Below are 13003 nucleotides of genomic sequence, written 5' to 3'. Positions count from 1 at the left end.
TTTCAGTTTATTCGCAGGATATTTTTGCAGACCGCGTGAGCTCGAGTACAAGCTCGAACCCTTTCTCGTTAGGAAAACGCTCTCGCTTGAATTCGACCTTCGTTGCGTCGGTGCAAGCCTCGAAAGGATGCATTTCCTGAAGCGAGGCTAATAGCTCGCCAGTATCGCCATCCTTTTCAGCTCGCCTCACAAGGAGCTGGGACAACCTGGAAAATTCCCCCAAAGCTTCTTCCGTAACGAACTCATCCATAAAGTACCCCCTCAGCCTTAACTGCAACACCAACCCCTCAACGCCTTTAAACGAAAAATTAGCAAGACTTGGAAGGAGGCTGCCATCAAGTTCTTTAGTCGTAACTCCGCTCCACCATTCGTCATCGAAGCTAGAGTGGTAGTCGCCAGCTCTCATTCCTTCATCGGCAAGAATTTCTCGCGCAGCATGAGGACTCCAGCCTGTGCTTTCATCGACAGTAGGTGGATTTTCGGCGTAACGCTCATGTTGCAAGATTTCACGGATGATGGAGTCCACATCACCATTCCCCTTTGCTGGCTTAACGTGAAACTGCCGCGTCGCACGTCTCAACAACCATGGCCGAAGAAAAAATGTCAGGAAGAAACGCTTCTTTGCATACGCTTTCAGGTCATCAGATTGAAACGACTTTTGATCAATTTTTATACTTGCACCTTCTATATGAGAGAAGCAGTGCAGCAGATAGAAAAATGGAATTGATACAACGGTCAGGTATATTGGCAAGCAAAAAGCTCTGAACGTCGCCGTCGTGAAAAAATCTTCTGGTTTGTCCATGATTTGAGAAATAGAGTTCCAGAACACAACAACGGCAAAAACTGCCAGGAACAATGTCATCAGGTTGGCTACAGCTCTATCTTTTACATCCCGCTCTGAAACCGCTGCTAGCATAGAGATAAAGGCTATGATGGGCGTGAACACCAGCTCGACAGGCAAGCTAAATGTTTTAGCTACATACAGGAAATCTAATAATGCCGTCCCACTGAGCGCTGCTTTCGCATAACCTCTGAAATGCTGCGAGCCTTCTTTGGCGTCGAAAGCACGAATTAGCAAAGGCAATCCACCGATGAAATACCAAACAATCGCCGGTGTGGTTAGTCCACTTGTCCAAAGCCCTAGGTTTACACCAACCCAAGCAAGTGCGGCGACGAAACCGGCATACGACAAGAACACCAATAGGAGCTTTGGAGTTACAAGCGCGCTAATAACCCCACCAATACTTTGACGAATATCCTTGTTCGCCACGGAAACAACAAGGACAAGAGAAATCCACGTCGCTCCTGCGAGTTCTCTATTGTTGAAGTTGCATGTTAGCCATTGCCAAATTTCAGTCATCAATGAAAACTTACTCCTGCGAACCGCCTGACGAGAAATCAATTGGCCCGGCAAAAATTTCAACAAATTTGAATATATTCATAGATTTATGATGCAGCGATGTCCATCAGAACTGCCAACGGAATGCGATCCGGGCGATCATCAATCCCGCTGCGCACCATCAACCTCCGAACGTTATTGTGGTACATGCCACCTTCAGGCGCCATGAACTGGAAGCAGATAGCTGTATCGCCGCTTGCATAGTCACCAAACTGCGTTTTTACATTTCTGACAGCTCGGTCATGGGCTTCGATGAGTGTATCCTCCGGAACCGGAATACCTGCAACGGACAGTTTCTCGTTTAGCGTTTCGATCCACTTCCGGTGCCCTTGCAGCTTTCCTTCGGCCAGCATGAAATCAGCGCTCATCAAATCCTCGCAGAGCGGCAAAGCTTTTGCCGAGACGTGCTCTGCTACTCTGGGAGCACGAAGGTTCACAATGCCAGCATCACGATGGCAAGCCGCACCAAGTTCGCGCCAACGATAGTGGCTATCCGTTACAACAAATGCTCCAGTTGCCTGCGCGATCATCAGCATCAATTCGAAGTTCGGCGCCATTTGAAATGACGTAAACTGACCGCCACCATCATCGCCAGAAAAGACACCATCGCGAAGTAGCACAAGCGGGTTTTCTTCGCGTAGCCGTTCCAGCTGCTTCAGATAGTACTGAACGAATTCTTCCGGCGCATTCAGATCTGCTCGCCGTGCCATGCGCTCCTGCTCCTCTTTCGGAAGCATGCAAAGAGTATGCTGGAAGTTTTCTTCCTGAAGACGTTCCAACATGCCCCGATCACGTCCCGATACATGCAGTCCGCTGGAGCGTTCTTCTGCGAGTTCCATAGCGTGGCGCTGAAGGAAGGGGTCAACTGATGACGGGTCAGGAAACAGGTTTACATGTCCGCTCTCGATCAACGGAAAAAGTTGGAAAAAGAACAGAAGGTTCTTGAGCGTTTGAACCAGAAAAGAGTGAGGATTTTCGACAGGCGAAAACTCTTTGTTGACTTGGTTTGGATTGATGAAGGGGTTTTGAACCAGCACCTCCCCCAAATACATACAGGCATTCGAGACGATGAAGGGCGTGGTGCGCGGATCCAAAATGCCTGCATACAAAGCCCGTGCAACTCCGTCCGGCTTGGGCAAAAGGTCGAACAAATCAGTATCCAGCGGCCAAGTGTAACCGTAAAGCTCGTGAATTCTCCTGACCTTTTCTTCATCCAGTTCGCGCCGAACGTCATTCCAGTCCTTGCCTGAATCCAATCCCAGGATCGCGTTGACACCCCGGAAGAAGCCCAGGTTTCGCTCACGAATGCTCAGTGTCTTCCAACTCGTCCTCTTGGATTTCGGTTTTTCTTTACAACATTTCTTGTACTTTTTTCCCGACCCGCATCCACAAAGATCATTGACGCCTAGTTCAGCCTCTTTGATGTCTTTGTTCAGAAACTCGGCAGCTTTGGTCTTACGACCATACGCATCCTGATAGTCGACGCTTCCGTCCTTGTAGCCGACGAATGTCTCTCCGCCAAAACTCCACAGCTCATCCTTTGGGGGTAACAGCGTTGCCTGTATGTCTTTCCATGTTCCTTGGAAAGATTTCTCGGGCCACAGCCAATCCTTATTTCCAGCTGCGATAAACCGTTTCGCTCGAGACTTAAGGACGTGATTGATCGCGATAACGTCCGCATCTCTCAGCGTGCGCGTTTTGATGAACTTATCCGTGCGAACCAGGGATTGTCGCACCTGGCGCGCATGAGTGCGTTTTTCCAGCGGATCGATGGTGTTCGGTTCTTTTGCGTACTCCAGATTGGTCAGGATCAAACATTGATCCTGATCCAGCGGGAAAAGCGTCTGGCTGGCCTTGAGAGCAATAGATGGATCATTGGGATATCCGCAAAACTCATGATTCGGCGGGCAAACATAATTGTAAATTGTGACCGGATGGTCTGTCAGGAGGAATTTGACTCCGGCTTCACGCGCGGAGACAATCTCCCGTACCCCCTCAGTCCAGAGTGTGCAGTTGATCGTACGCACGCCCTGCATCTCCCTCATCAGGGCATTCTGATCCAAGGTCGGATATCTGGTCTTAATCCATTCGAGGCCTTTTGGTGTCCGAAACTTTTGAGCATCCAGATAGATAAAGAGATTCTGGAAATGCTTGTGCCACTCGGAAAGATCACTTCCGAGAAATGCCTTAACTGCATTTGAGCCGCTGGTATCAATGTCTCCGAAGAGCTTCCGTTCAATCTCGTCATTCACGTGGATGCTTTCATCACCCATGTGGACATCAAAGAACGTGCTGTAGAGATCGGTCTGGTAGAAGCACTGTGTGGGATAGCTTTCAAACAGAGCGCGGTGGTGCTTAATGCGCCCATCCGGTAGATGGATTTCATCTGGTGTCATGTTCAGATAGTGCAGCTTCTTCTTGCCGCGCGCACGAAAGCCTTTTTGGTGCCAGATAGGCACGTAATGATTGTCTCTCGTGATATCCGTCTTACTCATGGGGAACCCGTTTCTTCTGCCTTGAGCCCAATTTGCTCAGGGCGAGATGGATGTTTATATTGCGGTAGTTTCATCCAGCCAGTCAACATCTAGTGGCTGTTCGGCGCATCGCCAGGGGCGAGCGGGCTGTCGTGAACCGAGCCCGCGTCTTCGCCGTCGGCGGCGACAGGTCTCGGCCATGCGGCGTCCATCCCTTGCGCATAGAATGAGTTGAGGCGGCAGGAATGCCGCCGCTCTTTCCTGACGCGTGCCCTGGCACGCTTGGAACCTGTTCTTTCAGCTTGCATCAAATCCGGTGACGCCTGGCGGCTGTGGGTCAATCATCTTGCCGCCGCTTGGGCGGTCTCCCGAGAAGATGTTGACCCATCACCGGAAGGTTTGATCGAGACGTCCCGAAGCCGCGCATGCGCGGCTTTTTTGTTGGGACGCTCGCCGCTGGGCAGAGGTTCAAGCGCGGGGTCATCAGGTCGGCTTCGCCTTCAACCTTATGAAAGCGAGGACGTTATGACTCTCCTGTTTGCCCAGCCCTACGACATCTCCGCCACTGGCTTCTATTTTGAGGACATGGCCGGTTACGAAACCAAAGCCGCAGCCTTGCGGAGCGACTACGGCCAAAAGGTCGAGGAATTTGAAATCCAGATCATTGATGGTGAGGCTATTGATTGCGCTCTGGCCGCCGCCATCGGCATCAATCAAGCCAACCTGCCGCAGTATTTTGAGCTGGTGGAAGAGATGGACGATCACGACAAGCAAGTGATCATCATTGCCGTGGGTGAATGCGGGTACGATTTCGATCCAGACCCGCGCCGTTTCGACGTGGATATCTATCCGGTGGCCACCACGCGCGATCTGGCCGAAATGTTCGTGGATGAAGGGCTGTACGGCGATATCCCCGAACACCTGCAATTCTACATCGACTATGACGCCATCGCCCGTGATTTGGCTGTGGACTACACAGAAACCGAAATCGCAGGCGAAACGCTGATTTACCGCTGTGCGTAAGGGGGCATCTGCAAGCCCCCTACATTGCCAATCAAAAGCATTCGGAGGTTTGGAGGTGCGCCTTTGCACCGAATTTTAAACCCAACCAATTGAAAGGATAATCCTATGGAACTGCAACATATCGAACTTGAGAACTTGAAACCCGCCGCAATCAACGTGCGTAAAACAGGCGCGAAAGACGTGTCTGACTTGCTGCCGAGCATCAAAGCGCTTGGCCTGCTGCAACCGCTTCTCGTGCGCCCCAATTGCGAAGGCTTCGAGATCGTGGCCGGGCAGCGGCGTTTCCATGCCTTACAGGAACTTGAAGCCACAGGCGAAAAGCCTGATCCGGTGCCTTGTATCATTATGCGCGAGGGAGACGATGCCAAGGCCATTGAAGCATCTTTGGTTGAGAATATCGCCCGCCTGCCGATGGATGAGATAGACCAATACAAAGCCTTTGCGGCCTTGGTGAAGCAGGGCAAAGACGTTGACGACATCGCCAGTGAATTTGGCATCACGGAACGTCTGGTGCGTCAGCGCCTCGCGATTGCCTACCTCCTGCCGCCGATCCTGACAGCCTACCGTAAACAGGATATTACGGCTTCCACCGTGCGGCTTCTGACCATGGCAACCAAGAAGCAGCAAAAGGCATGGCTTGCGCTCTACAAGGAAAAAGACAGCCATGCGCCACTGGGCTATCAGCTCAAAAGCTGGCTGTTTGGCGGGGCGCAAATTCTGGTGAGCAACGCGCTGTTTGATCCGGCAGCCTACAAGGGTGGCATCGTGACCGACCTGTTCGGAGACGAAAGCTATTTTGATGACCCAGAACAATTCTGGGCACTGCAAAACGCCGCCATTGCCCAAGCCCGTCAAGCCTATCTGGGTGATGGATGGGAGGATGTGATCCTGCTGGATATCGGGGAATATTTTCCGGCTTATGACTACGTGGATACGCCGAAGGAGCGCGGCGGGAAGGTCTATGTGCGCATTTCCGAAAGCGGGGAAGTCACCTTCTTTGAGGGGCAGTTGTCCCGCAAGGAAATCAAGCGGCGTGAAAAGGCTGCGTTCGGCGAAACGGAGCAGACAAGTCAGCGCCCCGAGATTACCAAAGCAATGCAGAACTACCTGTCGCTGCATCGTCACTCCGCTGTCCGTGCCGAGCTTCTGCAACATCCGGCCATCGCGCTGCGGCTGGCTGTTGCTCAAATCATTGCAGGTTCGGAATTGTGGTCGGTGCAGGCTGATCCGCAAAAGGCAAACTCTGACAGGATTTCAGAAAGCCTTTCTGCGAATGCCGGACAGGAGCGTATCAGCAATGAGCGCAAAGAAGTTCTAGAACTGCTCGGTATTGAACCCCACTCAGATGAAACATTGGTTCTGCGCAAGGATGACTGGCACATCTGCCGCGATCTTCCTGCGATCTTTGCCAAGCTGCTGAACTTAAGCGATGAGGTGGTAATGCGGGTGCTTGCCATTGCTATTGCTGAATGCCTGCCATGTGGTTCGGCCTTGGTGGAGACGCTGGGCGAGCTGTTATCTGTAGATATGGCCAGTTTCATGCAGGCTGACGAGGTGTTTTTTGATCTGCTGAAAGACAAAGAGGCCATTAATGCCATGGTCAGCGAGGTTGCTGGCAAAAGCACCGCAGAAGCCAATATTATAGCGACAGCCAAGGTGCAGAAGAAAATCATTGCGGATTGTCTCAATGGCACCCGCAAACCCAAGACAGCAAACTGGAAACCGCGATACATGGCCTTTCCGATGCGCAGTTATACCAAGCGCGGCGGCATTGCAGCGATTGAGCAGTGGGAGGCCATCAAGAGGCATTATTCCTAAGTCTTGCAGGGGCGGCCACTAGAGCCGCCCCACCAAAATTTCGCCTGATGGCAAGCCATCAGGCGATTTTCATTTCAAGAGCATTCCAATTGTGGGCTTGGCACTCTTGCATTCAGCTCCGCCTGCAATGTTTCCAGTGTGGCCAGGGCATTCCGGCGTTCCAGTGTGTTTGGGGCGCTTGCGGCCAAAGCGTTGAAGGCTTTGCGCAGCAGGCCGCGCAGTTCGTTATCGCTAAGCATGGCGGCTTCAAATCGTGTGGTGAGTGTCATTCTCTCCTCCTTTGGATCAAGGAGGCCCCAACCATCAGGGCCTTTCGGCCCCGTCCCCATCATCCTCGGCTCATAAAGGCCTGATGGTGGGTGGCTGCTTCTGATTGGAAGGAAGGGGAGAGAAATCACCTGTGCGATTTACCGCACGCATTATTAGCTTCGATCCGGCAAGCGCTTGCTTCAAAACCTGTTATCTGCTTTGACCAAGCAAACAAAAACGCGAGGAACACATGGGAATTGATCTGACTGGACTGAGCCCGGCGGAGCTGGACGCGCTGGCCAAAGACATTGAAGCCCGCAAGGTGGAAGTGGAAAAAGAAGCCAAGCAAAACGCCTATGAGGAAATGCTGGCCGTTGCCGAAAAACATGGCGTGTCATTCGAGGACGTGATTGCCCTGCATGGTGGCAAGGGGCGTAAGTCAGGCGCTAAAGCTGCTGCCAAATACGCCAATCCAGAAGATGCGTCCCAGACCTGGAGCGGACGCGGGCGTAAACCCGCATGGGTTCACGCCGCTCTGGAAGCCGGGAAATCCATCGAAGACCTGGAAATCTAAACCGGGATCAGATCGTCGTCTTCCGGTTTTTCGCGGGCTGCATTGTTGAAGTCAAAACACTCCTGCATTGCTTCCAGCTCATCCTTGCGGAAGACGGCATACACCCATTCGATAGCAAGGCCCAGCATGTCTTCGGGCATACGGCGGTGTTATGAAGGGCCGGTCTCAGAGCACAACGGCAACGCGGTTCATCGAAGCCGATCCGGATTTGTCACGTGCTCTGCTGCCGCTGCTGGATGCCCGTGCGATGCTCTACAGAACGTACCGCGAGCTGGATCGGCGGGTGAAGCAAGCCGCCAGTCACGACGCGATCTGCCTGCGCTTCATGGCGATCCCTGGCGTGGGGCCGATCGCGGCCCTCACCTTCCGCGCCGCCGTTGATGACCCGTCACGGTTTACCAGCTCTCGGACAGTGGCTGCACATTTCGGACTGACACCCCGAAGATATCAGTCTGGCGAATCCGACAATCCTGGCCGCATCTCCAAAGCCGGAGACCGGGATGTGCGCGCCACGCTCTATGCCGCAGCAAATGCGATGATGATGCGATCTGTCGCCAGCTCCGAGATCAAAAGCTGGGGGCTGCGCCTGATGCGTCGCAGGGGTCGTCGCCGAGCCGTCGTTGCCGTCGCCCGCAAACTGGCTGTCATCATGCATCGGATGTGGGCCGACAATACCGAGTTCCGTCACAAACCTTTGGAGGCCACGCTATGACCTGACAGCCTTCTAAAGACCAATGACGGGATCGTCCCTCACCGGACGAGGTCTCGTGGATGACGCCGAATATGTCTGCTGCGACATCAAGCGCGAGACGAAGCGGGGCGCTCCACGTCCAATCCGACACATGCATGCAGCAGTCCAACCGAACTGGGCCAAAAATGACTGCGAAGAGAAGCGTGACCCGGATGAGTGACGGTGATCCTAAAGTGAGGAGACGAAACGATGAAATGAACTTGACCTAAACGCCCGATTAGAGAAGCGGACCTACGCTGCAGTCGCTCAAATAACTGCTTGCGATCAGCCAGCCAAGTGCGTTCTTTTTCGCTGGTTACGGTTCAAACCTGTGTCCGTCGCCCCAATTTCTCCAGTTGTCCATGCTTCCATTCGAGGATTTTGCGACGAGCGCCCGCCCATCAGACTGAATTTGAATGGCGTCATCCCCGAAACTCCCGTCTAGGTCTATCAGTGCATCACTAACTCGATGCCCTGTCCCCCAGTTCTTCCATTCTGAGAAGGATGACCCCGTGGACAAGCTGACCAAGATACGTTGGTCCGGTTGGAACTGAACAATGTCGTCCAGACCATCGCCGTTCATGTCAGCAATTCTATCCGTAAAACGATGTCCCTTGCCCCAGAGTTTCCAATCATTCAACCCGCCCTCTTTTGAGGAGCGAACCAATGCTCGACCATCCGACTGAAACTGAATGACGTCATCGCCTCCTTGCCCGTCAAATTGCCCAAATTGATCTCGTCTTGCGTGTCCTGTTCCCCAGTTCTTCCATTCTGAAAAGGATGACCCTGTCGACAAGCTGACTAAGATACGTTGGTCCGGTTGGAACTGAACAATGTCATCCAGACCATCGCCGTTCATATCAGCAATTCTATCCGTCAAGCGATGTCCCTTGCCCCAGAGTTTCCAATCATTCAACCCGCCCTCTTTTGAGGAGCGAACCAATGCTCGACCATCCGACTGAAACTGAATGACATCTTCGCCACCTTGCCCGTCAAATTGCCCAAATCTATCCCTTGGTGCATGCCCTGTCCCCCAGTTTTCCCATTCTGAGAAGGCTGACCCCGTCGACAAGCTGACTAAGATACGTTGGTCCGGTTGGAACTGAACAATGTCATCCAGACCATCGCCGTTCATATCAGCAATTCGGTCGGTCGGTCGATGTCCGGTTCCCCAAAGCGACCATTCACCAAAACCAGAATTTTGGGACAAACGTACGAGCGCGCGTCCATCAGGCTGAAACTGCACAACATCAAATCCGTAGCTGTCGTCAAACTCGCCGAAGAATTCCGTTTTTTGTCGCGAGACTGCTGCTGTTTCATCAGGTAGGCAATTTTCCAAGCAGATTTCCATAGCCGCGAGGCCAGCCGTGCAAGACGAACTGGCCGCACCGAGAGTAAAATAGGTAATTGCTGCGCAACCAACCACGGTTACTGCTCCGAGTGCCCCGCATTCCGCCTCGCATCTACTTTGGTCTGCTGAAGCTATTGAACCACTCGATGCAATAACTGCAATAGCAAGCAAGTTGATCGCTCTGAACATGAGCTATCCTCCCGAATCCAACGATAAAGACAACAATGTACCACAGCCAAGGCGAGATTCTGATGCTTACTCAGAACTAGGAGCTTCCCCCCTCGCAACAAAGTGGACGTTCGTTCTCGGCGCAGCATTAGTCAAAATGGCTCTGATCCGGCCGCTCGTTTACAGCTTGGCGGTAGGAGCCCAAGGCGGTCATGGCATTTTATGCTGCGTGAGCTCGCAGTACGAAGATCGCTGCAAGTGCGTGGTCATGGACGGTGTATCGCGACGGGGGAACCTGCCATTCGCGCTTCGCGCAGCGAGATCATGGGATGCGTCTTCTTGGCCACGTTCTGCATGGGGCCAGGCGCTTCCGAAGTTGGATTTTACCAGTTCAGGGGGCTGTCACATGAATTTCTGAAAGGGTGCCCAATACCGATATAACCAGTCCTCCAAACACCTCCTTCAAAGCAAAACCTGACCCTAATGTCTTTATTACGGCCATAAATCACGCCGACATCGGATCCACTCAAAACGTGTAAAATATGACCACGCCCGTCAGCTATCAAGCGTGCCTTTGAAATAATGCTGCCATCATCCGTGATGCCATACAGCTTCACAATATCTCGGTTTCTGCCATACACCCGAGCGACAAAATTCTGGCCAACAACAACTCGATGCTGCCGCCCGTCTTGAATTCTGTCGGTGTGCCTGCTGAACTCACCGTTTCCATTGTGTATAAAGATGTCTAGGATGTCGCGATTACGACCATACCTAAGCGCGGTAAAGTTTCGGCCAGATACAAAATCTCGCCCGCAAGAATACTCTTCTCCATCCTGAACTCTGTAGAACGAACCCTGATGGAAATCATCGAAGCTTTTTGCCAGCGCAACAAGGTCCAAGTTCTCGCCTCCTAACCAAGCTACGTGATCTGAGCCGCCTGATGTGCACTGAAAAAACGGATCGTTAGTAGCCCGCCAGCGGAGAATGTTGTCTGTTGCATCGCACAAAGCGCTGGGCGCTCTTTCAGTATGTTGAATGTTTGACAAGCCACGACACTTTCCAGCCTTCAAGTCCGGAAACGAGAAAACGGTTCGTTCACTCCACAGATGAAAGACTACACCATCTCCCCGCACGCATTTGTAGCAAACACCTAACCGACCATCAGCAAAAGTTGGGATTCCAGACAATCCCAACATCCAAATCGCAACAAGAATTGCTAAGAGTTTACGGCTCATAAAGGCATCCAATCAATCAAACGCTTAAGCTACTTCGTCGAAGTCATTCGACCTCTAAAGCGACGTCAAACTCCACTTCATATCCTCCTTCAGTAAGTTCCACTTGCGTTCCGCTGACGACTATCTCGTATGGCACTGTTTTACTGCTCGAACCATCCGGCAGTTCAATTTCGCCTCGTTCGGCGACTATTGGGCTGAGCGAAGTGTCAAATAGCGGACCTGCCAAGTCGATCGCGTCAGTTCTAAAAAAAGCAAAAACTGGAATCGGTAGTCCAGCAATAATCAATCTAATGTTTAGTCTCGGGTTGTTCTCGATTGAGAGCCTTAGGCGAACTGAGTCTTTGGAAGCCTGAATAATCTGAAAACTTCCAACTATAGTTCCTCTCGCGTCGCCAATACCGGCTCCATTCCAGCCAACGCCTCCACCTAGACACGGGTCGAAGTGGTATTTTACTTTTGTGCCAGCGTTTGCAAAGACAGGTATTCTGAACCTTAAACCAGTAGCATCATTCCAACTGTAGGAAATCCGCCTAACTTGCGCGTTGACCCAATGGCCTCGCGGATCCCTCGGCGCTACGTACCAACCGCCACGTCCGAACCAACCGCAATCCCAATTATCTTCTGCAAACCTTCCGGAAATTCTGTCCGAGCGGAATCGGGCTGTTCGTTGTGATGCGGGCCGACTATTGAACCTGTCAAACTCGTCCGTAATAATCTTTGATGCCAACCAAACCGATAAATCTGTACCCGGCTGAAGTATGGGAGTTGCCAGCGGCTTTAACTCAGCATTGAGACTAGTCAACTCGGCTTCTAGGGCTTTGATTTCTGTGGCATACGGTTCGGGATACTGAATATCAGTGTCGCCACAGCCTACTAAGACCGTACCTAGCAAAACCAAGAGTGCTAACCTTATCGACATATTCAAAGCCTCCCCAAGTTTCCAAAAAAGTGGAGCCCGTCACTCAACACCAAAACGCGTTCCACTCGCAGCCTGTAACTCGCTGAGATTTTGGGAAATGTTGCAACGCCCTCAATAAACCCCTTATCTAAGTCAATTCGCAATCTCTCCGGTCGCGAGTCCGTCTCAAACGAAAACCGAGTCACGATTGGAATTTCGATACGCGGAAATTTTTCAAGATATTTTTGAGCCTCAATGCGTAGTAGCTGCCCCACAAAACCGTTGAAACCTAAGTTCAAACTCTCAAATCTAACAGCGGGCGCTACGTCGACCACATCAACTTCGAGTTCAACTACGTCAGAACCACCATCAAACTGAATCACTGAGATGGCTGCTAAAACGCGCAGATTTACTTCGAAATCGAACTCCGTGTGTAATGCAGAAAGATCAACAAGGAACTGCGGGATAGAATTATCGAAATCAATCTCAATACTGTTAGCTCTGAACGTTGCGAAGTCGACATCGGGAATATTAAACCTGTATCCTGCGAACTCTCCGAGCACCTCGTTCAAGGCTTGCTTGGAAACAAACAGTTCTGCTGAAGATATTGACCGTGGATTCGGCGTGTCGGCCAAGAAGGAAATCGTAGAATCAATCGCCGCTTTCTCTGTTTTTAGTCGCTGGACTTCAAGTTGAGCCACTCTCTTTGAGGTGTCACATGCAGCCAATAGAAATATCGGAAACAAAATCGACAGGCTTCTCAAATATCGAATGATTCGAGGCATTTTTATACCTCCTCGTCTTGGCAAGTTCTCGAAATTGTGGGCACATCTTCGTCGGCCAGGGGAATGAAGGACACCCCAGTTACCCGAACATCTACCGACGCGGGCGCGCTTGGAGACATAGCGAAGAAGAATCCTCCAGAGCTTCTTTTCTCGCCCCCATACTCTCCAAGAAAGTTAACTGCGTTCTTGTCCGCGTTGATCACCTCAAAAAACCTCACTCTCACTTGCTGAGAGCGCTGGAAGGATCGTAGGTCGCCAATTCCAAATACCTGAACGTCCGCTGTGCCCAAGCACTGCCG

At 51.8% G+C, this 13003-nt stretch carries 12 protein-coding genes; 4 read left to right on the top strand and 8 right to left on the bottom strand.

Annotated elements, in window-relative coordinates; all coding sequences use genetic code 11:
• Positions 1-7: 7 nt before the first annotated feature.
• Both K3555_RS13705 and K3555_RS13700 read right to left on the bottom strand, forming a co-directional pair.
• Positions 8-1360 (bottom strand): hypothetical protein, encoded by a 1353-nt coding sequence (locus K3555_RS13705; protein WP_260005694.1) that lies wholly within the window; start codon positions 1358-1360, stop codon positions 8-10.
• A gap of 86 nt (positions 1361-1446) precedes the next feature.
• Entirely contained in the window at positions 1447-3894 is a 2448-nt protein-coding gene (locus K3555_RS13700) for a DUF4238 domain-containing protein (protein ID WP_260005693.1), read from the bottom strand.
• 504 nt (positions 3895-4398) lie between these two features.
• Between K3555_RS13700 and K3555_RS13695 the strand changes: the two genes are divergently transcribed.
• Together K3555_RS13695 and K3555_RS13690 are read left to right on the top strand one after the other, a co-directional pair.
• The gene (locus K3555_RS13695) at positions 4399-4896 is read left to right on the top strand and encodes an antirestriction protein ArdA (RefSeq protein WP_260005691.1); all 498 of its coding nucleotides are present in this window, start codon (positions 4399-4401) and stop codon (positions 4894-4896) included.
• 105 nt (positions 4897-5001) lie between these two features.
• Entirely contained in the window at positions 5002-6714 is a 1713-nt protein-coding gene (locus K3555_RS13690) for a ParB/RepB/Spo0J family partition protein (RefSeq protein WP_260005689.1), read from the top strand.
• 74 nt (positions 6715-6788) lie between these two features.
• Here the strand turns inward: K3555_RS13690 and K3555_RS13685 are convergent, their stop codons facing one another.
• Positions 6789-6983, bottom strand: a complete 195-nt coding sequence (locus tag K3555_RS13685; RefSeq protein WP_260005687.1) for a hypothetical protein — start codon at positions 6981-6983, stop codon at positions 6789-6791.
• A gap of 230 nt (positions 6984-7213) precedes the next feature.
• On the opposite strand from K3555_RS13685, the gene K3555_RS13680 reads away from it, so the two are divergent.
• Positions 7214-7537, top strand: coding sequence for an H-NS histone family protein (locus K3555_RS13680; RefSeq protein WP_260005685.1), 324 nt, complete (start codon positions 7214-7216; stop codon positions 7535-7537).
• Here the strand turns inward: K3555_RS13680 and K3555_RS13675 are convergent.
• Positions 7534-7677 carry a hypothetical protein gene (locus tag K3555_RS13675; RefSeq protein WP_260005683.1) on the bottom strand — a complete coding sequence of 48 codons (144 nt, stop codon included), beginning with the start codon at positions 7675-7677 and terminating at the stop codon, positions 7534-7536. The genes K3555_RS13680 and K3555_RS13675 overlap by 4 nt on opposite strands.
• Before the next feature lie 11 nt (positions 7678-7688).
• Between K3555_RS13675 and K3555_RS13670 the strand changes: the two genes are divergently transcribed.
• Positions 7689-8249 carry a transposase gene (locus tag K3555_RS13670; RefSeq protein ID WP_260005681.1) on the top strand — a complete coding sequence of 187 codons (561 nt, stop codon included), beginning with the start codon at positions 7689-7691 and terminating at the stop codon, positions 8247-8249.
• A 334-nt stretch (positions 8250-8583) separates the two neighbouring features.
• Here K3555_RS13670 and K3555_RS13665 read toward each other — a convergent pair whose 3' ends face one another.
• From K3555_RS13665 to K3555_RS13650, 4 genes are all read right to left on the bottom strand, one after another.
• Positions 8584-9807, bottom strand: coding sequence for a hypothetical protein (locus tag K3555_RS13665; RefSeq protein WP_260005679.1), 1224 nt, complete (start codon positions 9805-9807; stop codon positions 8584-8586).
• A gap of 362 nt (positions 9808-10169) precedes the next feature.
• Entirely contained in the window at positions 10170-11021 is an 852-nt protein-coding gene (locus K3555_RS13660; protein ID WP_260005678.1) for a hypothetical protein, read from the bottom strand.
• 43 nt (positions 11022-11064) lie between these two features.
• The gene (locus K3555_RS13655; RefSeq protein WP_260005677.1) at positions 11065-11940 is read right to left on the bottom strand and encodes a hypothetical protein; all 876 of its coding nucleotides are present in this window, start codon (positions 11938-11940) and stop codon (positions 11065-11067) included.
• Positions 11941-11942: 2 nt separating this feature from the next.
• Positions 11943-12704: a hypothetical protein gene (locus K3555_RS13650; protein WP_260005676.1), complete on the bottom strand. Its 762-nt coding sequence runs from the start codon at positions 12702-12704 to the stop codon at positions 11943-11945.
• Positions 12705-13003: the final 299 nt, after the last annotated feature.

Origin of the sequence: Leisingera sp. M527 (assembly GCF_025141525.1) — a bacterium.
Taxonomy (GTDB): Bacteria; Pseudomonadota; Alphaproteobacteria; order Rhodobacterales; family Rhodobacteraceae; genus Leisingera.
Note: the sequence above shows the minus strand (reverse complement) of the source record. Positions and strands in the feature narration are given on the sequence as shown.